General features: G+C 71.5%; 8 protein-coding genes. 1 reads left to right on the top strand and 7 read right to left on the bottom strand.

Translation table 11 applies throughout. The features are described 5' to 3' along the window. Positions 1–55: 55 nt before the first annotated feature. The 5 genes from ACFVBH_RS19195 to ACFVBH_RS19215 form a co-directional block, all read right to left on the bottom strand. Positions 56–1,042, bottom strand: a complete 987-nt coding sequence (locus ACFVBH_RS19195; protein WP_354988744.1) for an ATP-binding cassette domain-containing protein — start codon at positions 1,040–1,042, stop codon at positions 56–58. Next, a complete protein-coding gene (locus ACFVBH_RS19200) occupies positions 1,039–14,688 on the bottom strand; it encodes an amino acid adenylation domain-containing protein (protein WP_379003013.1) in 13,650 nt (4,549 codons plus the stop codon). The genes ACFVBH_RS19195 and ACFVBH_RS19200 overlap by 4 nt, the downstream gene beginning before the upstream one ends. Positions 14,689–15,029: 341 nt before the next feature. Beyond that, on the bottom strand, positions 15,030–16,688 hold the full coding sequence (gene lnt / locus ACFVBH_RS19205) for an apolipoprotein N-acyltransferase (protein WP_379003015.1): 1,659 nt from the start codon (positions 16,686–16,688) through the stop codon (positions 15,030–15,032). Between the two features lie 358 nt (positions 16,689–17,046). Further along, on the bottom strand, positions 17,047–18,642 hold the full coding sequence (locus tag ACFVBH_RS19210) for an amidohydrolase (protein ID WP_379003017.1): 1,596 nt from the start codon (positions 18,640–18,642) through the stop codon (positions 17,047–17,049). Between the two features lie 318 nt (positions 18,643–18,960). Further along, positions 18,961–19,482, bottom strand: coding sequence for an FxsA family protein (locus ACFVBH_RS19215; RefSeq protein ID WP_354988747.1), 522 nt, complete (start codon positions 19,480–19,482; stop codon positions 18,961–18,963). Positions 19,483–19,637: 155 nt separating this feature from the next. Between ACFVBH_RS19215 and ACFVBH_RS19220 the strand changes: the two genes are divergently transcribed. Further along, positions 19,638–20,495 carry a potassium channel family protein gene (locus tag ACFVBH_RS19220; protein WP_379003019.1) on the top strand — a complete coding sequence of 286 codons (858 nt, stop codon included), beginning with the start codon at positions 19,638–19,640 and terminating at the stop codon, positions 20,493–20,495. Here the strand turns inward: ACFVBH_RS19220 and ACFVBH_RS19225 are convergent. Continuing rightward, a complete protein-coding gene (locus tag ACFVBH_RS19225; protein WP_354988749.1) occupies positions 20,459–21,121 on the bottom strand; it encodes a response regulator transcription factor in 663 nt (220 codons plus the stop codon). The genes ACFVBH_RS19220 and ACFVBH_RS19225 overlap by 37 nt on opposite strands. 9 nt (positions 21,122–21,130) lie before the next feature. Continuing rightward, the gene (locus ACFVBH_RS19230) at positions 21,131–22,321 is read right to left on the bottom strand and encodes a histidine kinase (protein WP_354988750.1); all 1,191 of its coding nucleotides are present in this window, start codon (positions 22,319–22,321) and stop codon (positions 21,131–21,133) included. Positions 22,322–22,440 lie beyond the last annotated feature (119 nt).

Here is a 22,440-nt window from a genome sequence, read left to right on the forward strand (position 1 = left end):
GCGCGGTCCCGCGTGGACGCGTCCGCGGGGGGCGCGGGGGCGTCGTTCAGGGCGGTCACGACAGGATCTCCTCTTGCACGGTGTCGACGGAGCGGACGGGTGCTTTGCGTTCGGCGGATTTGCCGGTGAGAGAAAGGAATACGTCGTCCAGGCTGGGACGGTGCACGGCGGCGTCGACGACGCAGATGCCGGCGTCGTCGAGCCGGCGCAGCGCCTCGACCATGGTGCGGGTGCCGTCGCCGACCACGATGGTGACCGCGTCGGCGTCGTACCCGGGTTCGCCGATCCCGACCCCCGAGAGCACCTGCATGGCCGGTTTGGGGTCCTGGCCGGGTGCCAGGGTGACCGTGAGCCGGTCGCCGCCGATCGAGGTCTTGAGCTCGTCCGCCGAACCGCGGGCGATCACGCGCCCGCGGTCGATGACGGTGATGCGGTCGGCGAGCAGGTCGGCTTCTTCCAGGTACTGGGTGGTGAGCAGCACGGTGGTGCCGTCGTCGACGAGGTCGCCGATGACGCGCCACATGTCGAGCCGTCCACGCGGGTCGAGCCCGGTGGTGGGCTCGTCCAGGACCACCACCGGGGGCCGGCGCACCAGCGCGCCGGCCAGATCGAGCCGGCGGGCCATGCCGCCGGAGTAGGTGCCCGCCAGCCGTCCGGCCGCATGGTCGAGGCCGAGCGCGGTGAGCAGTTCGGTGGCGCGGACCCCGGCCTGTTTCTGGCTCATGCCGTACAGCCGGGCGACCATGCGCAGGTTCTCGAAACCGGTGAGGTTGGCGTCCACGGCCGCGTACTGCCCGGACAGGCCGAGCCGGGTGCGGGCGCGGGCCGGATCGTCGAGGACGTCGATCCCGGTGACGCGGACCGAGCCCTTGCTGGGCCGCAGCAGCGTCGTGACGATGCGGACCGTGGTGGTCTTGCCCGCCCCGTTGGGGCCGAGCAGGCCCATCACGGTGCCGGACGGGATCTCGAGGTCGATCCCGTCCAGCACCCGCACCTTGCCGTAGTACTTGACCAGTCCGCTGACTTCCACTGCCAGGCTCATCGGGCTTCCTCCCGCTCGGTGCGAGAGTGACTCGCCGCCAGGTGTTCTCGCAGCACCGGTCCGATGGCGGCGAGTGATTCGGGCGTGGTCATGCCCGCGTGCCGGCAGCGCACGAGGTGATCGTGCACGGTGCCGGTGGCGTACGGTTCCCAGCTCGCGGCGCTGCGGGCGGGGTCCGCACGGTTGATCTCGTCGTCGGCGGCGGTGAAGAAGAGCACGTCGCCGTCGAAGACGCCGGGCCGGAAGCCGTGGGCCAGTACCGCGCCGTTGGCGTATCCGGTGTAGAGCCGTTCCAGGTGATCGACGGTGAGCGCCGCGAACGGGCCCGGCCGATTGCGCAGCAGCTCGGCCGCTTCGGGCAGGGTCAGGCGCGGATCGATGTCGGTGTCGCCGAGCAGGTCGCTGCCGAATTCGCCGATGATGTCCGCGACGCTGGGCACCGCGTCCTCGAGCCACCGGTCCGAGAGCTGGTAGCTGTCCATCATGCCCAGCAGCGCGACCCGGTCGCCCAGCTCCTGCAACTGCACGCCGACCTCGTGGGCGAGCAGTCCGCCCAGCGACCAGCCCAGCACGTGGTACGGCCCGTAGGGCTGCACCGATTTGATTTGTGCCACATAGTATTTCGCGGCTTCTTCGATGCTGGAGTGCTGCAGGTTCGCGTGTTCGGGATCGCGGGACACGTGCGGGGCCTGCAGGCCGTAGACCGCCCGCTCCCCCGGGATGTGCGCGAGCAGCCCGGCGAAGCACCAGGCGAGGCCGATCGCCGGGTGCAGGCAGAACAGCGGCGGCAGGGCCGAATCGGTGAGCGGGCGCAGCGGCAGCACCGGCTGCAGGGCCGCGGCCAGCGCCGCCCCGGTGTCGCCGTCGGCGTCGGCGAGCCGGCGCGCGATGGCCGCGGGGGTGGAGTCCCCGAACATGGCCTGCACCGGCAGGTCGATGCCGGCGGCCCGCAGCTGCGCGACCACCTTGGTCGCGAGCAGCGAGTTGCCGCCGAGTTCGAAGAAGCCGTCGTCCGCGCCGACGCGTTCGATCCCGAGCACCTCGGCGAAGGCCGCGCACAGCGCCGCCTCGGTCGGGGTGCCCGGCGCCCGGTACCCCTCGCCGGCGGTGAACACCGGCTCGGGCAGCGCCGCGCGGTCGAGCTTGCCCACCGGGGACAGCGGGACCCGGTCCAGCAGCATGATCGACTGCGGGACCATGTAATTGGGCACCCGCTCGGCCACGTGGGCGAGCAGTTCGGCCACCGCGGGCGCACTGCCCGCGCGCGGCTTCACGTACGACACCAGCGCGGTGGCGCCGGCGGCGGTGCGATGCCCGATGGTGGTGGTGAACTCGACCGCGGGGTGGGTGGCCATGGCCGCGTCGATCTCGCCGAGTTCGATGCGGAAGCCGCGGATCTTGACCTGGTGGTCGGTGCGGCCCACGTATTCCAGATTCGCCGCCCGCCCGGCCTTCTCGGCCCAGCGGACCAGATCGCCGGTGCGGTACATGCGTTCGCCGGGCTTGCCGAAGGGGTTGGCGACGAAGCGCTGCGCGGTGAGTCCGGGCCGGTTCAGGTAGCCGCGCGCCAGCGCCGTGCCCGCCAGCTGGAGCTCACCGGTCACGCCGCCGGGCACCGGGTGCAGGCGCCCGTCCAGGACGGTGGCCTGCACGCCGCGGATGGGCCCGCCGATGGTGATGGGCCCGCCCGGTGTCATGGGCTGGGACATCAGGGTGACGATGGTGGTCTCGGTGGGCCCGTACACGTTGTAGAGGTTGCGGCCCGGGGCCCAGCGGGTGACCAGGTCCGGGGGCAGCGCCTCGCCGCCGACCAGCACGTGCCGCAGCGCGGTGATGCCGGTCGGGTCGACGGTGCCCAGCGCCGAGGTGGTGATGAAGGCGTGGGTGATGCCCTCCTCGGCGAACACCGCGCCCAGCTCGTCGCCGCCGACGACCCCGGGCGGGGCGATGACCAGGGTCGCGGCGCCGCCGAGCGCGAACAGCAGATCGAGCATGGCGGCGTCGAAACTCGGTGTGGCGAAGTGCAGTACGCGGCAGCCGGGGCCGACCTCGAAGCGCTGGGCGGTCTCGGCGGCGAAGTTGGACAGGCCGCCGTGGGTGACGACCACGCCCTTGGGGACGCCGGTGGAGCCCGAGGTGTAGATGACGTAGGCCGGGTTCTCCATGCGCAGCGGGCGCAGGCGCTCGTCGTCGCGGATCGTGGTGTCCGCGGCGGCCAGCACCCGGCGGCGGAAGGACGGTGCGTCCAGCACGGTCCAGTTCGCGCCGTCGGGCATGCGCTCGCGATGCTTGGCGAGCGTGATGCCGATGGCCGCACCGGAATCGGTGAGCATGTGGCTGATGCGCTGGGCCGGGTAGGTGGGATCGACCGGCACGAACGCCGCGCCGGCCTTGGCGATGGCCAGCGTGACCGCCACCGACTCGGCCGAGCGCGGAATGCCCATGGCGACCAGGGTTTCCGGGCCGACGCCGTAGCCGATGAGCACCCGGGCGAGCCGGTTGGTCCAGCGGTCCAGGGCGTCGTAGGAGATCTGTGTGCCGCCCGCCCGCACCGCCACGGCCTGGCGGTTGCGGTCGGCGGCGGCCGTGAAGACCTCCGGGAAGGTCACGGGCACACCGGCTTCGACACCGCGGACCGGGGCGAGCGCGGTCCATTCGGCGGCGTCCAGGAGTTCGAGGTCGCCGACCGCGGTGCCGGGGGCGGCCGCGGCCGCGCCCAGCAGGCGGACGAAGCGATCGGCCAGGCGCTGGGCGGTGGCGTGCTCGAACAGGTCGGCGGCGTAGTCGACCGAGACGGTGATGCCGTCGGGTTCGCGGCCCGGGGTCCAGGATTCGGTGAGGGTGAACTGCAGATCGAATTTGGCGATGCCGGGATCGGCGTCGTCGGCCTCGATGCGCAGCCCGGGCAGTTCCAGGACCCGGACGGGCTGGTTCTGCACCGAGAGCATGACCTGGAACATCGGGTGGTGTGCCTGCGAGCGCACCGGATTCAGGACCTCGACCAGCCGCTCGAACGGGACGTCGGCGTGGGCGAAGGCTTCCAGGTCGGTGTCGCGGACCGCGCGCAGCAGGTCACCGAAGGCGGCGCCGGAGTCCAGGCGGGTGCGCAGCACCAGGGTGCCGACGAACATGCCGATCATGCGGTCCAGGGCCGGGTGCCCGCGCCCGGCAATGGGCGTGCCGACGGTGATGTCGTCATCGGCGGTGACCCGGTGCAGCAGGGCCACCAGGGCGGCGTGCAGCACCATGAACATGGTCACGCCGTGTTCGGCGGCCAGGGCCTGCAATTCGCGATGCGTGAACGCGTCGAGGGTGCAGGTGACGGTGCCGCCGCGGTAGCTGGGCACCGGCGGGCGCGGGCGGTCGGCCGGTACCGAGAGCAGTTCCGGGATGCCGGCCAGGGCGCCGCGCCAGTAGTCGAGCTGGCGGCTGATGACCGAGTCCGCCTCGGTCTCCGCGCCGAGCACGTCCTGTTGCCAGAGCGTGTAATCGGCGTACTGGATGGGCAATTCGGGCCAGTCGGGTTCGCGGCCGCCGGCGTAGGACCGGTAGGCCGCGGCCACGTCGGCGGCGAGCGGTTGCAGGGACCAGCCGTCCATGGCGATGTGGTGCACGACCAGGACCAGGACGTGTTCGGCGGTGGCGCTGTCGACGCCGGTCAGGCGCAGCAGGGCCGCGCGCACCGGAACGGTGGCGCCCAGGTCGAATCCGGCGGCGGCCACCCGGCGCACCTCGGCGGTCACCTCGGGCGCGGGGATGGTGCGCAGCGGCAGCGAGATCGCCGCCTCCGCCGCGTCCAGCACGTGCTGGCGGGGTTCGCCGTCGAGTTCGGGGAAGACCGTGCGCAGGGTTTCGTGCCTGCGCTGGACCGCGTGCAGCGCCGCGTGCAGGGCCTGCACGTTCAGCTCACCGCTCAGGCGCAGGGCGACCGGAATGTTGTACGCGCCCAGTGCTTCCCCGGTGGCGTTGAACTTCTCCAGGAACCAGAGCCTGCGCTGGGCGGCGGACAGCGGAATCCGTTCGGGCCGTACCCGCCGGTGCGGTTCGGGCCGCAGTTCGGTGGTGGCGGGTCCGCTGTCCAGCGCCTGGGCGAGTCCGGCGACGGTGGGTGCGGCGAACAGCGCGCGCACCTCGAGCCGGACGCCGGTGGCCGCGGCCAGCCGGGCCACCAATTGGGTTGCCAGCAGCGAGTTTCCGCCGATCTCGAAGAAGCTGTCGTCGGCGCCGAGCTGTTCGGCCCCGACCAGGTCGCCCATGATGCCCGCGACCAGGAGTTCGGTCTCGGTCTCGGGTGCGCGGGACACGACGGCGACCACGGCCTGCGGTTCGGGCAGCGCGTCGCGATCGAGTTTGCCGACCGGGGTCAGCGGAATGCGCTCGAGCACGGTGAGCGAGCCGGGCACCATGTGCGCGGGCAGGCGATCGGCGCAGTGCGCACGCAGCGCGTCCGGGTCGACCGCGCCGCCCGGCTGGGCGGGCAGCACGAACGAGACGATGCGTGCCGTGCCCGCCATCTCGCGTACCTCGGTGTGCGCGAAGTGGATCGCGGGATGCGCGGTGAGCACGGCGTCGATCTCGCCGAGTTCGATGCGGAAGCCGCGGACCTTGACCTGGTGGTCGCTGCGGCCGAGGTAGAACAGTTCGCCCGCGGCAGTCCAGCGCACGACGTCGCCGGTGCGGTACATGCGCCCGCCCGCGGGACCGTGCGGGTCCGCGACGAACCGCGCCGCGGTGAGTCCGAGCCGGTCCAGGTAGCCGCGGGCGACGCCCTGGCCACCGACGTACAGCTCGCCGGGGACACCGACCGGAACCGGCCGCAGGCGCTCGTCCAGCACCAGTGCCCGGGCGCCGCGCACCAGGGTGCCGATGGTGACCGGCTCCCCGGGCTGCATCGGCCCGGCGATGCTGATGACCACGGTGGCCTCGGTGGGCCCGTAGCCGTTGAACATCAACCGGCCGGGCGCCCAGCGGGACACCAGTTCCGGGCCGCACGCCTCGCCGCCGACCGCGATGGACCGCAGGCCGGGCAGCTCCCACGCGTCGCGGTCGATGGTGGCCAGGGCCGCGGGGGTCAGGAAGGTGTGGCTGATCTCCTCGCGTTCCATGAGCGCGGCGAGTTCGTCGCCGCCGTAGATGTCGGTCGGGACGATGACCATGGTCGCGCCGGCGCCGATGGTCAGCAGCAGGTCGAAGATGGCGGCGTCGAAGCTCGGCGAGGAGAAGTGCATGGTGCGCGATTCGCGCTCCACCCGCATGCGGTCGCGGATCTCGTCGCCGAAGTTGGACAGGCCGCCGTGGGTGACGGCCACGCCCTTGGGTTTTCCGGTGGAGCCCGAGGTGTAGATGACGTAGGCCAGGTCGGCGGTCCACAGGGTGTCGACCCGGTCGGCGTCGGTGATCGGGCCGTCGTCCAGGACCTCGAGCTCGTCCAGGAGTTCGGGATCGTCGAGCAGCAGCCATTCCATGGCGTGCTCGCCGGCCGCGGCGTAGAGCCGGTCGGCGTGCTCGCCCATGCTGATGCCGACCGCGCAGCCGGAGTCGGTGAGCATGTGCCGCACCCGGTCGGCCGGGTAGTTGGGATCGACCGGGACGAAGGCCGCGCCGGACTTGGCGACGGCCAGCACCGACAGCACCGATTCCACCGAGCGGGTGAGCCCGAGCGCGACCCGGTCCCCCGGGCCGAGCCCGCGCCGGATGAGGGCGCGCGCCAGGCGGTTCGAGTACACGTCGGATTCGAGGTAGCTCAGCGCGGTGTCGCCGAACTGCACGAAGTCGCGATCGGGGTTCAGGTGCGCGGTGGCGGCGAAGTAGGCCGCCAGGCTGCACTGCGGTTCGGGCGCCGGGCCCCAGGCGGGGGTGAACAGTTCGCGTTCGGCGTCGGTGCGGGCGTCGATGTCGCGGATCCGCACGCGCGGGTCGGCCGCGACGGCGGCGAAGATCCGGTTCAGGCGCTCGGCGAGGGTCTGCACCGTGGCCTGGTCGAAAAGCTCGGCGGCGTACAGGAATTCGAACACGCGCTGTTCGGGCGCGGTCCCGGGCAGCACCCGCAGTTCGAGATCGAACTTCGCGAGCGCGATATCGAGTTCGTCGGCTTCCAGGGCGAGTCCGGGCAGGTGCAGGGTGGGGACCGGGGTGTCCTGCACGGTGAGCGCCACCTGCAGGACGGGCCGGACGCCGCCGGTGCCCAGTTCCTCCACGACCCGTTCGAACGGCACCTCGGCGTTGGCCATGGCGGCGAGTTCGGTGTCGCGGTCGGCCTGCAGCAGTTCGGCGAACCCGCGATCGGGGTCCACGTCCGAGCGCAGGATCAGGGTGTTGACGAACATGCCGACGAGCTCGTCCAGGCGGGTGTCCCCGCGCCCGGCGACCGGGGTGCCGATCACGACGTCGCGCCCGCCGGTGACGGTGCGCAGCAGCACCGCCAGGCTGGTGCGCAGCACCATGAACACGCTGACCCCGTGTGCGCGAGCCACTTCGGCGATGCGGCGCTGCAGTTCCTCGGCGACCTCGAAGCGCACCGCGCCGGCGCGCTGGGTGGGCGCGGGCGGGCGGGGCCGGTCGTAGGGCAGCGGCATTTCCTCGGGCAGATCCGCGAGCGCGGTGCGCCAGTACGCGAGCTGGGTCGCGGCGGCGCTCTCGGGATCGGACTCCTGGCCCAGGCAGGCGCGCTGCCAGAGGCTGAAGTCCGCGTACTGCACCGGCAGCGGCGGCCAGGCCGGGGCGGCCCCGCCGTGCCGGGCGGTGTAGGCGATGGCCAGGTCCCGGGTGAGCGGGCCCAGCGACCAGCCGTCGGCGGCGATGTGGTGCAGCGCGATGCCGAGCAGGTGCCGGCGATTGCCGGTGCGCAGCAACGTCATTCGCAGCGGGATCTCGCGGGTCAGATCGAAGCCGCGGCGGGCCAGCGCGCGCAGGGCGTGCTGGGCACCGGTCTCGTCGGTTTCGATGGGGTCCAGTGCGGGCAGGCAGTGCGCGGTCTCGAGCAGGCGCTGGAAGGCGCCCTGTTCGTCCTCGGGGAAGACCGTGCGCAGCACTTCGTGCCGATCCACCAGGTCGGTGAGAGCGGCGCGCAGTGCCTCGACGTTCGGATCGCCGTCGATTCGCAGCACGAACGCGATGTTGTACGCGCTGGATTCGGGGGAATATCTATTGAGGAACCACAGTCGCTGCTGCGGCAGGGACAGTGGTATGCGCTCCGGGCGCGGGGTGTGCACCGCCAGCGCCGCTTTCCGCGTCCGGGGCGCCTCCTGCAGCCGGACCGCGACCCCGGCCACGGTGGGGGCCTCGAAGATCGCGCGGACCGGCAGTTCCACCCCGAACTCGTGGTGCAGGGCGGCGGTGAGCCGGGTGGCGAGCAGGGAGTTGCCGCCGATGTCGAAGAAGTTGTCCTCGGCGCCGTGGATCGGCGCGCCCAGGACCGCGCCGAAGACCTGCGCGACCTGCTGCTCCATCTCGGTGCCGGGGGCGCGCGAGGGCGCGATGGCGCCGAAATCCGGTGCGGGCAGGGCTTTTCGGTCGAGCTTGCCGGACTGGGTCACCGGGACGGTGTCCAGGATGGTCAGCGCCGAGGGCACCATGTAGCCGGGCAGGCGCCCGCGCGCGGTGGCCAGCACGGCCGCGGAATCGAGTGCGGTGTCGGCGGTGAGGTAGGAGACCAGGCGCGGGACGCCGCGCTCGTCGTTGTGCACGACGGTGAGCGCGAAGGTGATGCCCGGGTGGGCGCGCAGCACGTGGTCGATCTCGCGCAGTTCGATGCGGAAGCCGCGGATCTTGATCTGGTCGTCGGCGCGGCCCAGGAAGCGCAGCTGCCCGGTGGCGTCGGAGACCACGAGATCGCCGGTGCGGTACATGCGTTCGCCGCGCCGGCCGTGCGGGTTGGCCGGGAAGGACTGCGCGGTGAGGCCGTGCCTGCCCAGGTAGCCGCGGGCCAGACCGGGACCGGACAGGTACAGCTCGCCCGCCACGCCCGGCGGGACCGGGTGCAGTCGGCCGTCGAGCACGAACAGGCGCATACCGCGCACCGGCAGGCCGATGGGCACGGGCTGCCCGGCCACCATGGGTCCGGTGGCGGTGGCGGCGACCGTGGCCTCGGAGGGGCCGTACATGTTGTGCATGCGCCGCTGCGGCGCCTCGGGCGGCCGCGACCGCGGGTCGGTCCAGACGCGGACCAGGTCTTCGGGGCAGGCTTCGCCGCCGACGACGACCGCCTCGAGTTCGGGCAGCGCGTCCGCGGGGACAGTGCCCAGGGCGGCCGGGGTGACGAAGGCGTGCGTGATGCGTTCGGCGCGCAGCAGATTCGCCAGTTCGACGCCGCCGTAGATGCCCGCGGGCGCGACCACGATGGTGGCGCCCGCCGCGAAGCCCAGCAGCAGTTCCAGGACCGAGGCGTCGAAGCTCGGGGAAGAGAAGTGCAGGGTGCGGGCGGTGTCGGTGACCTTGAACAGGTGCATCTGCTCGTGCGCGAGCGAGGCCAGACCGGCGTTGGTGACGACCACGGCCTTGGGTTTGCCGGTGGTGCCGGAGGTGTAGATCAGGTAGGCCGGGCCGGCGGTGCGCAGCGGGTGGTGCCGGTCGGCGTCGGTGACGGGGGTGACGGGGAACCGGGCGCATTCGGCGCTGAGTTCGTCCGAGCCCAGCAGCAGCCAGTCGACGTAGGTCTTGCGGTGCCGGCCGCGGTTGGCGGGCCAGGTGGGCATGTCGGCGTGGTGGTGCGCGTCGGTGAGGCCGAGCATGGCGCCGGAGTCCGAGAGCATGTGCGCGATGCGGTCGGCCGGGTAGTCCGGGTCGATCGGCACGTACGCGGCGCCGGTCTTGGCGACCGACCACACCGCGAGGATGCTGTCCAGGCTGCGGGGCAGCGCGATGGCCACCACGACCTCGGGTCCGGCGCCGTGCTCGATGAGCACCCGGGCCAGGCGGTTGGAGCGTTCGTCGAGATCGCGGTAGGTGGTGTCGCGGTGCTGGAATCGGACCGCGACGCTGTCGGGCACGCGTTCGGCGGTGTCGGTGAGCAGCCGGGCCAGGGTGGTGCCGGGTTCGCCGGGCGCGCCCATGATGGGCACGAGCTTGGCGGTTTCGCGGGCGTCCAGCAGCGGCAGATCGCCCACGGGCACGCTCGGGTCGGCGACGGCCGCGTCCAGGACCGAACCGAAGCGCCGGGCGATCGCCTCGACCGTGGCGTGGTCGAAAACGTCGGCGGCGTAACCGAATTCGGCGGTGAGTCCGGCGTCCTCGGCGCTCACGCCCAGCGGCTCGTGCACGGTGAGCTGCAGGTCGAACTTGGCGACGTCGACCTGCATGGGCAGCACGGTGGCGCTGAGCCCGGGCAGCTCGAAGCTCAGTTCGGGGGTGCTGTCGTAGGAGAGCATGACCTGGAACAGCGGGTGCCGGGCCGCGGAGCGTTCGGGGTTGACCACGTCCACGAGCCGTTCGAAGGGCACGTCGGCGTTGGCGAAGGCGTTGAGGTCGGTGTCGCGGACCTCGGCGAGCATGCGGTCGAATCCGGCGGCCGGGTCGACCCGGGTGCGGAGCACGAGGGTGTTGACGAACATGCCGACGAGTTCGTCCAGCGCCGGATCGCTGCGGCCCGCGATCGGTGTGCCGATGGCGATGTCGGTGGTGTTGCACAGGCGCGAGAGCACCGTGGCCAGCGCCGCGTGCAGGACCATGAAGGTGCTGACCCCGCGCTCGGCGGCGACCGCGGCCAGGGCCTTGCGGGTGGCGGCGGAAATGGTGAATTCGACGCTGCCGCCGTCGGTGGAGCGCCGGCGCGGGCGCGGGCGGTCCAGCGGCAGATCCAGCTGATCGGGCAGATCGGCCAGGGCGGCCCGCCAGTAGGCCAGCTGCTTGGACAGCGCGCTGGCGGGATCGGCCTCGTCGCCGAGCAGTTCGCGCTGCCACAGCGCGAAATCGGCGTACTGCACCGGCAGCGGCGTCCAGTCCGGGGCCGCGCCGGCGGTGCGGGCGGCGACCGCGCTCATGATGTCGCGGGTCAGCGGGGCGATGGACCAGCCGTCGCCGCTGATGTGGTGCAGCACCATGAGGAAGACGTGCTTGTCCGGCCCGATGTTGTACAGCGCCACCCGGACCGGGGCCTGGCTGCGCAGATCGAAGCCGTACCCGGCGAATTCCCCGGCGAGGCGCTGCACGTCGTCGTCGGTGGCGTCGACGGGTTCGAGGGTGAGCGGGATCTCCGCCGCCGGGTGCACGACCTGGCCGGGCCCGTCGGGGGTGTCGGGGAAGGTGGTGCGCAGGCTCTCGTGCCGTTCGAGCACGTCGAGCAGACCGGCGCGCAGGGCCGAGATGTCCAGGGGCCCGGTCAGTTCCACCGCGAGCGGCATGTTGTAGGCGGCGGCGTGCTCGGCGAAGCGGTTGAGGATCCACAGCCGCTGCTGTGCCAGGGACAGCGGAATGTGTTCGGGCCGTGCGCCGGCCACGAGTTTGAGCGTGGCGCTCTCGGGCTGCGGGGCGTCGAGCCGCGCGGCCAAGGCGCTGATGGTGGAGTATTCGAACAGATCGCGGATGGTCAGGGCCGCGCCGAGCGCGGCGTTGACGCGGGCGATGGCGCGCGCGGCGCTGAGCGAGTTGCCGCCCAGATCGAAGAAGTTGTCCTCGACGCCGATGTCCTCGGTGCCGAGGACTTCGGCGAAGATGGCCACGAGCCGGCGCTCGGCCTCGGTGCCCGGTTCGGTGGCCACGCGCGCGGGGCGGCGCAGCGCGATCTCCGGGTCGGGCAGAGCCTTGCGGTCGACCTTGCCGTTGGCGCTCAGTGGTAGTTCGTCGAGCACCATGAGCGCGGCGGGCACCATGTAGCCGGGCAGCAGCTTGCGCAGACCGGCACTGAGTTCGGCGGGATCGAGCGGGCCGGCGCCGGGGGCGGCGACGGCGTAGGCGGCGAGTTCGTCGCCGCCGCGGCCGCGCCGGGCCACGCACACCGCGCGGGCCACGCGCGGATCGCTCAGCAGCGCGGTCTCGATCTCCCCCAGTTCGATGCGCAGACCGCGGATCTTGACCTGGAAGTCGCTGCGGCCCAGGTATTCCAGCACGCCGGTGCGCCCGGCCCGCCAGCGCACGAGGTCGCCGGTGCGGTACATGCGGGTGCCGGGGGTGAAGGGGTTGGCGACGAATCGATCCGCGGACAGGCCCGGGCGGCCCAGGTAACCGCGCGCCAACTGCACGCCCGCGAGATAGAGCTCACCCACGACGCCGGGGGCGACGGGCTGCAGCCGGGTGTCCAGGACGTAGGTGCGGGTGTTCCACACCGGGGAACCGATGGGCACGTCGGTGGCGCCGGGGGTGCAGTGCCAGGCGGTGACGTCGACGGCGGCTTCGGTGGGGCCGTACAGGTTGTGCAGTTGCGGTGCGTCGGGGCCGGTGCCCAGGGCGGTGTGGAACTCGGCGACGGTGGCGGCGGGCAGGGCTTCGCCGGAGCAGAAGACCCGGGCCAGGCTCGTGCAGCCGGCCACGTCGGTGTCGGTGAGGAAGACCGAGAGCATGGACGGCACGAAGTGCGCGGTGGTGACCCGCTTGTCGGCGATGACCCGGGCCAGGTAGCCGGGGTCGCGGTGCCCGTCGGGGGCGGCGATGACCAGGCGGGCGCCGATCTGCAAGGGCCAGAAGAATTCCCACACCGAGACGTCGAAGGTGGCGGGGGTCTTCTGCAGCACGACGTCGGTGGCGTCGAGGGGATAGGCGTGCTGCATCCAGCGCAGGCGGTTCACGATGGCGGCATGGCTCACGCCCACGCCCTTGGGCTTGCCGGTGGAGCCGGAGGTGAACAGCACGTACGCCAGGTGGTCCGGGCGCAGCGGGGTGGTGCGTTCGGCGTCGGTGACCGGGCGGCCGGACCGGTCGTCCAGGTCGGCGCTGTCGATGTCGAATCGGGGTGCGCCCGCGGGCAGTTCGAGGGCGTCGCGGCTGGCGGTGAGCACGCACAGCGGGCGCGCCTGGTCGAGCACCTGGGCGACGCGGTCGGCGGGATGGTCGGGGTCCAGCGGCAGGTAGGCCGCGCCCGCCTTGACGATGGCGTACATGCCGATGAGCAGTTCGTGGCTGCGGCGGATGGCCAGCGCGACCACGGTGTCGGGGCCGGCGCCGCGTGAGATGAGTTCGCGCGCCAGGCGATTGGCGCGGTCGTCGAAGGCGGCGTAGGTCAGGGTATCGCCCTCGAAGTCCAGCGCCATCCGGTTCGGGGACAGTGCGGCGCGCTCGGCGAAGAGCCCGGCCAGGGTGCCTTCCTGGCGGGCGACCTGGGTCGAATTCCATTCGTGCAGAACGCGTTCGCGCTCGAGTTCGGTGAGCGCGGGCAGATCGCCGACGACCTGCTCGGGTGCGGCGTGCAGGAAGCGCTCCATGAAGTCCAGGAAGCGGCCGTGGTGCATGGTGAGTTCGGCGTCGCCGTACAGGCGCGGGTTGGCCTCGAAGTCGATGTGGATGCGATTGCCGACGCCGTTGTAGAGGTTGATGGACAGGTCTTCGACCGGGCCGGTGGAGAGCACGTTGAGCGAGCCGACCAGACTGCCGAACTTCAACTCGCTGTGGAACAGCATGAGATTGACCATGGGCCCGAAGAAGCCGCGGGCGTCCCGGGAGTAGCCGCAGTCACGGCGGATGTCGTCGCTGCGGTAGCGCTGGTGGCGCAGGGCGCCGGTGATCTGGAGTTCGACCGCGCGCACGGCGTCGGCCACGGTGGCCGCAGCGTCGAAGCGCACGCGCACCGGCACCACGTTCGAGACCACGCCCGCGGAGCGGCGCAGCGCCACGGTGGTGCGCGCGGAGACCGGCAGCGAGAGCACCACGTCCTGGTTGCCGGTGACGGCGCGGACGTAGCAGGCCAGGGCGGCGACGAAGAGCGCGGAGGTGTTGGAGCCGAAGGCGCTCGCGGCGGCCTGCACGGCGTCGGCCACGTGCTGGCCGAGTACCGCGGTGGCACAGCGGCGGCCCGCGTCGGATCCGGCTCCGACGACACTGGTGGCGGCCAGGGTGATGGGTTCGTTCACGCCGTCGAGCTGTTCGCGCCAGTAGTCGCCGTCGCTGCGGAAGCGGCTGGTCTCGCGGTAGCGGTTCTCGTCGCCGTAGATGGTGGACAGCGGGGTGGCGCGGGAGATGACCGGCTCGGTGTGGTCCTCGAGCGAGGTGTAGATCTCCGCGGTGCGGGTGAGCGCGTTCATGGCGCCGTAGCCGTCGATGACGATGTGATGGCCGCGCGAGTACCAGATGTAGTCCGAATCACCGGTCCGCAGCACCACATTGATGGTGAGCGGATCGTGTTCGATGTCGATGGGCGAGCTGGCGTGATCGTTCATCCAGGCCAGGGCCGCGGCGCGCGGATCGGGTTCCTCGCGCATGTCGATCCGCGCCCAGCCGGGCCGCCAGGTGGGATCGACCGCCTGATACGGCACCCCGTCGATCTCCCACATCCGCACATGCCCGACCTCGGTCTCCGCGCCGAACCGCTCGACGGCGTACAGCAGACGGCCGACATCCAGATCGCCGTGGATCTCCACGTACTGGGCGATGGTGAGCGGAATGTCGGGCCGAATGCGTTGCGCGTACCAGAGGGCCGATTGCGCGGGAGAGAGCGCGAATGGTTGAGCCGAGAATTCACCCGAAGAACATTGGTCGACACGATCGGTGGCCAATGAACTCATCAATCACTCCTTCTGCCGCTGTTGACGCAACTCCCCGAACCCCCGTGCCCCGAACCGTTCGGCTTTCGCGCACGCGCGAGCCTTAGGACGTGATCCACGCCCTATGATTCGGAGCATCACGCCGACTGGATCGGTGGTGATCTCGAGTTGCCCGGCAACGAACGGCGTTGGCGGAGCGATATTGTGATCAGCTACTTCAAAGCAAACCTCGCGATTTTCACGTAACTCGCATAGGGAACCGGATTGAATTCGGACATATCAACCGAAGTAACTGGGCTTGGCTAAATGTCGGCGAATTGGACTCCGCCGAGCGGGACGGCCCTCGTCATACGTGCCCGCGACTACCGCGCCGGATGGGTACCGGCGTCCGGATCGGACGGACCCGCGTGGGTGTGCGCGCGCCGTCGCCATGCCGCCGCCAGGGCGGCAACCGCGGCCAGAATACACAGGATCCGTTCCGGCGCGGGCCCTATCCGCGTCGCGAGTGTCGTATCCGTGCGCAGCGGAACCGAGGCCACCAGCGCGGCCGGCACGAACTGCTCGGTGCGCTGCTGGATGACACCGTCCGCGGTGATGATCGCGCTGACCCCCGTCGTCACCGAAACCACCACGGCGCGACCGTGCTCCACCGCGCGCACCCGCGACATGGCCAGTTGCTGATAGGTCATCTCGCTGTCGCCGAAGGTGGCGTTGTTGGAGGGCACGGTCAGCAGTTGCGCACCCGCGCGCATGGCGTCCTGGAAGGCGCGATCGAAGGCGACCTCGTAACAGGTCGCCACCCCGATGGCGACCGGGTCACCGCCGCCCGCCGGATCCACGTGCACCACGCCGTCGCCGTGGCCGGGCACGAAATATCCGGCACGATCGGCATATTCGGAGAAGAGCCGGAAGAACGAGCGCATCGGGAGGTACTCACCGAAGGGCTGGATGATCTTCTTGTCGTGCCGCTCCGCGGGACCCGCCTCGGTCCACACCATGACCGAATTCGTGGTCGTGCGATCATCGTTCACGAGCACCGCGCCAACCAGGATGGGCGCCTTGATGTCTCGTGCGGCCTGCCGGATGAGCGCGGCGGCATCGGCATTGCGCAGCGGATCGATGTCCGAGGAATTCTCCGGCCACACAACCACATCCGGTTGCGGGGCCTGCCCGGCGGCGACCGCCCCGGCGAGTTCTTCGGTACGCTTGACGTGATTGTCGAGAACGGCGCGGCGCTGAGCGTTGAAGTCCAGGCCCAGCCGCGGCACGCTGCCCTGGATCGCGGCGACCGTGATCGGCCGGTTGCCGTCCTCCGGGCCGGGCAGCGCGGTCCGGAGGATCACTCCGGTGATCGGAACTATAGCCACAAGCATTGCCGCAGCAACAATCCGGTTCCACGATATGGGACGCGAACGCCCCGATCTGGGAGGATTCGGACCTACCGGATCACCGGATGTGTTACGCGCCTCCAGCAACCACACGGCGCACGCGGCCAGCCCGGTGCCGGTCAGCGCCACCGCGAAGCTCACGACCGGCGCGCCGCCGATCATGGCGTAGGGCAGGTACCACCCATCGGCCTGACCGAAAGCGAGCCTGCCCCAAGGAAACCCGCCGAACGGGAAGCTCGAGCGCCCCCATTCGGTGAACGACCACATGAGCGCCGCCCACAGCGGCCACCCCGGCAGCCGTCCCACCAGGCGCACCAGCAGGCCGAACAGCCCGACGTACACCGACAACGCGGTCGATAATCCGATCCACGGCACCGGCCCGACGTAAATTCCGGTCCACGGCAGCAAAGGCAGAAAGAACGCCAGACCCGCCAGCATTCCGTATCCGAATCCCCCACGCAGCCGCCCGTTTCCGCGCACGGTGAGTGTGAGAATCGCAATACCGACCGGTGCGAGAAACCACAAAGTCCGCGGCGGAAAACTCGCGAACAACAACAAACCCGCCAGCACGGAGCACAGCATTCGCGTGAGCACCGGATGCGCGGCAACCAGCCCCGCCGTGCGGGCGATCATCCCGCTCCGCCCCGCCGCCGGCGCCGCACCGGCCAAGGCCGGCGTCGCACGCGCGCCGTTCGCCGCGGCACCGGCCGCGCCACGGTCATCGGCGTTCGCACCGTTCTCCCCTGCCACGCCGCTGCCCGGCGTCTCCTCGGGGCCGGATGGATCCGCCCCCGGGTGTGGCGCGGCGGCCGAAACACGTTCGGTGTCCTCGGACGTGGCCCGCGGCGGGATCTTCTCGGCGGCGAGGTCCGCCGCCGCGGGTCGTGACTCCGCCGGGCCGCTCGAACCCGCGGACGCGGACCCGGAGCTCGCACCGGAGGTGGATCGGTTCGAGGGCGTGGGGTCCGAAGAGGTTGGGGGCGGGGTGGAGTCAGTTGCCATGGATCGTGACCCCGCGGTGCACGGTGCGCAGGCAGCGGGGCAGTTCGGCGTCCGGGTCCAGCGGCGGCAGGCCCGGGACGCGGGAGCGCGGGTCGGTCGACCAGCGCTGGACCTTGTCCGAGGCGGCGGCGACCACCAGGTCCGCGGCGTCCCAGACCGCGTAGGAGGCGGGGGCGCCGGGGACCAGGGTGCCGGCCAGGCCGTCGCGGACCCCGCCCGCGCGCCAGGCGCCGCGGGTGGCTGCGGCAAAGGCCGCGCGCGGGGAGATCTGGTGGCCCGGGGTGCGGTGGTGGGCGGCGGCCCGGATCGCGGCCCACGGGTTCAGGGCGGTGACCGGGGAATCGGAGCCGATGGCCAGGGAGATGCCCGCGGCGGCCATGGCGGCGAAGGGGTTCAAGGTGGCGGCGCGCTCGGCGCCGAGGCGGGCCGCGTACATGCCGTCGGGTCCGCCCCAGGCGGCGTCGAAAGCCGGTTGCACGCTGGCGATCACGCCCCAGGCGGCGAGCTTCTCGATCTGCCCGGGGTCGATCATCTCCGCGTGTTCGACCCGATGCCCGCGGGTGGCGAACGCCGGACCACCCACCTGCGCCACGACCCGGTCGAAGCCTTCGACGACCGCGTCCATGGCGGCGTCGCCGATCACGTGGAATCCGGCTTGGATGCCGGCTTCGGTGCAGGCCAGGACATGGGCGGCAATGGTTTCCGGGTCCAGGTAGGCGGTGCCGCGGGTGTCCAGGCCGGCGTAGGGGGCGCGCAGCAGCGCGGTGTGCGAGCCGATCGAACCGTCCACGAACAGGTCGCCGCCCAGGGCGTGCACGCCGAGTTCCTTGCTCAGGGTGCGGGCCTCGTCGGCGGTGCGCACGGCCTGGCCCCAGTAGGCGCGGACCTCGACCCCGTGCGAGAAGTCCAGCAGCTCACGCACATCGGTCTCGCCGGAGATGTCGGGTCCCGCGCATTCGTGCACGGCGGCGATGCCCTGTGCGGCGGCGGCGTCGAGCGCGGCGCGGCGAGCGAGCTCGCGCCGGGCCGGATCGAGCGCGCCCAGGGCGGCGCGGCGGACGCGATGGTGGGCGTCGGCGCGCAGCGGCTCGCCGCGGGTGAAGCCGGTGGCCGCGGTGATTCCGGGGACCGTGTCCAGCAGCGGGGTGGAGACCAGGGCCGAATGCGCGTCCACCCGAGCCAGATACACCAGGCGTCCGGGTGCGGCGGCGTCGATCTCGGCCAGGGTGGGTGCGCGGCCGCCGGGCCAGGCGGTCTCGTCCCAGCCGTCGCCCAGGATCGGCCCGTCCGGATGCGCGGCGGCGTACGCGCGCAACAGGTCCAGGCAGTGATCGAGTGAACTCGCCTGTGCCAGATCGAGTCCGGTGAGTTTGAGCCCCAGGGCGGTGACGTGCACGTGCGGGTCCACGAAGGCGGGCGCGACGAACGCGCCGTCCATCTCGACGATCTCCGCGTCCGGGTGCAGCGCGCGCCCGGCGCGGTCCGCGCCGACCCACACCACGGTGCCATCGGTGACCGCCATGGCCGTGGCATCCGGGTTACTCGAACTGTAGATTCGGCCGCCGACAAGCAACTGGGTACTCACGGGTTTCCAGTCTGCCGCACGCGGCTCGCCCGCCCGCAACCGCACTACCGCACAGCGGAACGAGCGGCCTGTCTGCACGGGTCCACCCGCGACCGGCCGTCGCTGCATCCTGTCGTGCGCGCACCGGGGATCGAGTCGATCCACGCGCACCATTGAGCGAATCCCGACCGCTCGTCACAGCTGGTGCGCCTGACAGCTCTCCCCGCGAACGAACGCGGCGCAGGTACGCATCCTCCGGGTGGGCCCGCCTTACCTACAGCGCGAGGGCCGAGCGCGGTGTGCGCTCGGCCCTCGTGGAAGCGGGAGTCGTGCCCGCGATCAGTGCGTGGGCTTGGTGAAGTCGGTCGAGCCGTCGATGATCATGCGCCGGGCCGGGCCCTGGCCGTCGTCGTAGTACTCCCCGACCACGGTCGCGTCGATGACCTCGCCGTCGGGATCGATCACCACGTTGCGGTACCCGTACGGGCCGACCGCGGTGGCCACCCGCGAGAGCCTGCGGGCCGCGAACGCCGCGACCAGCGGGCGCAGCAGGAACCGGGTCACCGGGGTCAGGGCCAGCAGGCCCAGCAGCGAGGTGAGCAGGCCCGGCACGAACATCAGGACCGCGCCGACGGTGACCAGTGCGCCGTCGGCGACCGCGGTGCCCGGGTCCAGCTCGCCGCGCGACGCGCGCCGGAAGCCCTCGAACACGCGCCGGCCCTGCGAGCGGACCAGGATCAGACCGGCCGCCGAACCCAGCACGAGCAGCAGGATCGTGGGGAAGACGCCGATGAGGTGACCGAAGAGCACCAGGGTGGCGATCTCGGCTGCGAAGTAGGCCAGGAACAGCAGTGCGGGCATGGGGGGCGCTCCTTTCGAGCGATCTACTCCGTCAACGACCGATGGCGCGATTTTTCTCCCGATGCGGTGGTTCTCACATCCGGCGCGAACTGTAGCGTCGCCTTTCCAGCTCGCGATGCATCAGGCAGCGCACCCGCATCGACACAGGTAGATCCATGGTCCAGCTCGATTCGGCGTCCCCGGACGCACCTCGCCCGCGCACGCGCAGGCAGGCGTGGGAGCGCGCCACCAATGTCCCGATGCTGACCCTGGCCGTGCTGTTCGTGGGCGTGTACGCCTGGCAGGTCCTGGACACCGGCGCTTCCCCGCGCCTGGACACCTGGCTCACGGTCACCGACATCGCCATCTGGGCGGTGTTCGCGGCCGATTTCGGTATCCGGGTGTGGCTCTCGACCGACCGGTGGCGGTTCGTGCGCCGCCGCCCGATCGAGGTGCTGATCGTGCTGCTGCCGCCGTTCCGCCCGCTGCGGCTGATGCGCGCGGCGCTGCTCATGCTGGACAGTCTCAATCGCAGCCGGGTCACCCGCGCCCGGCTGGCGATCTTCGTGGGCACGAGTTCGCTGCTCATCATGTTCCTGTGCTCGCTGGCGTTCTTCGACGCCGAATACGGCGCGCCCGAGAGCAAAATCCTGAATTTCGGTGACGCCCTGTGGTGGTCGATGGTGTCGGTGACCACGGTCGGTTACGGCGACGTGTATCCGGTGACCACCGAGGGCCGGTTCATCGCGCTGATCCTGATGACGCTGGGCATCGGCCTGATCAGCTTCGCGATCGGCACCGCGACCAGCTGGGTCCTGGACCAGCTCAAGGCGGTGGAGGAATCGAGCGGCCGCGCCGATCAGGAGATCGGTGCGCTGATCACCGAGGTCCGGGCGCTGCGGGCGGAGGTCGCGGCGCTGCGCGGATCCGATGCATCGGGCGACGGCTCCGCGGCGCCGGGCGCGCAGGACAACGGCTCGGCTGCGCCCGCGGTCGATCAGGAGCTGCCCGGCCGGACCAGGCCGGTCTCGTAGGCGAGCACCACGGCCTGCACGCGGTCGCGCAGCCCGAGTTTGGTCAGCACCCGCCCGACGTGGGTCTTCACCGTCGCCTCGGACAGGAACAGCACCCCGGCGATCTCGGCGTTGGAGCGCCCGACCGCGATGTGCTCGAGCACCTCGCGTTCACGCGCGGTCAGCACCTCGAGCACGCCCGGGTCGCGCCCGGCGGCGGGATCGTCGGCGATGAGGCGGTCGAGCAGGCGTTTGGTGACCTTCGGGGAGACCACGGCGTCACCGGCGGCGACGCTGCGAATGGCGGAGATGAGGTCCTCGGGCGGGGTGTCCTTGAGCAGAAACCCGCTGGCCCCCGCCCGCAGCGCGCCCAGGGCGTGTTCGTCCAGGTCGAAGGTGGTCATGACCAATACGCGGCTGCCGCAACCGGATTCGATGATGCGCGCGGTGGCGGTGACGCCGTCGGTGACGGGCATGCGCACATCCATCAGGACCACGTCGGGGCGCAACTCGGCGGCGCGGGCGATGGCGGTGGCGCCGTTGTCGGCCTCCCCCACCACCTCGAGGTCGGGGTGGGCGCCGAGCACCATGCGCAATCCCGCGCGCATGAGCTCCTGATCGTCGACTACTAGAACGGTGATCGGCACCCGTTCAATCTATCGGTCGGGTTCGAGGTCGCCGAGCGCCGCTCGATCCAGCGGGATGGTGGCGCGAACCGTCCAGCCGCCGTTGCCGTTTCGGCCGGTGTCCAATGTGCCGCCAAGCACCGCGATGCGTTCGCGCATGCCGAGCAGGCCCAATCCGCTGCCGGGGATGCGGTTCGAGGCCGGTTCGCCGCGACCCGAATCGCTGATTTCCACGAGCACGTCGCTGTCGCGGCGGGCCACGACGACTTCCGCGCGCGGGTCCGGGCCGGCGTGGCGCAGGGTGTTGGTGAGCGACTCCTGCACGATGCGGTGAATGCCGAGGCTGACCTCGGGGCTGACGGTGTCGAGTTCGCCGGCCATCTCCAGCCCCACGGCCAGGCCCGTCTCGCGCATCATGTGCACGACCTTGGCGATGCCCGCGGTGCCGTGCTGCGGGAGTCCTTCGGGCGCGTGTTCGCTGCGCAGCAGTTCGACCGTGCGGCGTAGTTCGCGCAGGGCGTCGCGGCCGGTCCCGGCGATGATGGTGACGGCTTTCTCGGCGGCGTCGGGGTCCTGGCGCAGGGTGTAGCGGGCGCCGTCGGCCTGCACGATCATGACGCTGACCGCGTGCGCGACCACGTCGTGCAGTTCGCGGGCGATGCGGGTGCGTTCGGCGGCGACGGCGTCGTGGGAGCGGCGTTCGCGGTCGTAGTCGGCCACGGCCAGGCGGGCGGCGACCTCGTTGTCGTAGGCGTGGCGGGCGCCGACGAATTCGGCCAGGGTCCAGCACAGGGCGTAGTACAGCGCGGTGAAGGCGGTGTCGGTGAAGCCTTCGGGGGTGTCCAGCAGCAGATAGGACAGGCCGCCGTCGACGAGCAGCGCGCCCAGGTACCACAGGCCCTCGCGCCGCCCGACGTACGCGACGAGCGTGTACAGCATGATGCCCAGGCCCAGCAGCGCCGGATGCAGCGAGTTGCCCTGCGCGAGACCCCAGTGCACGAGCGTCAGGCAGATCGAGAACGTCACCAGCGCAACGGCGCTCGCGCGTGGATAGGTGCGCCGGAACACCATCGGCAGCACGAGCAGCACGCCCAGCACGACGTAGACGACCCGATGCCTGCTCTCCCCGATGGCGAGCATGTCGATGATCAGCAGACCCAGCGCGAGCATGGAGTCCGAGATCAGCGGCCTGTCCCGCAGCCACAAACTGAACCGGCGCATGCCCACCACCCTAGGCCCGGCCCCGCCCCCGCCCACCGATCCCCGACCGCCGCGAGTTGCCCGGACACCCCGCGCAGGACCCGACCGGACCGCTGCGCTCGCCCGCCACGCGCTCGCCG

This window comes from Nocardia sp. NPDC057668 (assembly GCF_042799795.1).
Lineage (GTDB): Bacteria > Actinomycetota > Actinomycetes > Mycobacteriales > Mycobacteriaceae > Nocardia.

Coding starts and splice junctions, on each gene's coding strand:
- ACFVBH_RS19195 (WP_354988744.1), bottom strand. CDS start 1,042: ATGAGCCTGGCAGTGGAAGTCAGCGGACTGGTCAAGTACTACGGCAAG.
- ACFVBH_RS19200 (WP_379003013.1), bottom strand. CDS start 14,688: ATGAGTTCATTGGCCACCGATCGTGTCGACCAATGTTCTTCGGGTGAA.
- lnt (WP_379003015.1), bottom strand. CDS start 16,688: ATGATCGCCCGCACGGCGGGGCTGGTTGCCGCGCATCCGGTGCTCACG.
- ACFVBH_RS19215 (WP_354988747.1), bottom strand. CDS start 19,482: ATGCCCGCACTGCTGTTCCTGGCCTACTTCGCAGCCGAGATCGCCACC.
- ACFVBH_RS19220 (WP_379003019.1), top strand. CDS start 19,638: ATGGTCCAGCTCGATTCGGCGTCCCCGGACGCACCTCGCCCGCGCACG.
- ACFVBH_RS19230 (WP_354988750.1), bottom strand. CDS start 22,321: ATGCGCCGGTTCAGTTTGTGGCTGCGGGACAGGCCGCTGATCTCGGAC.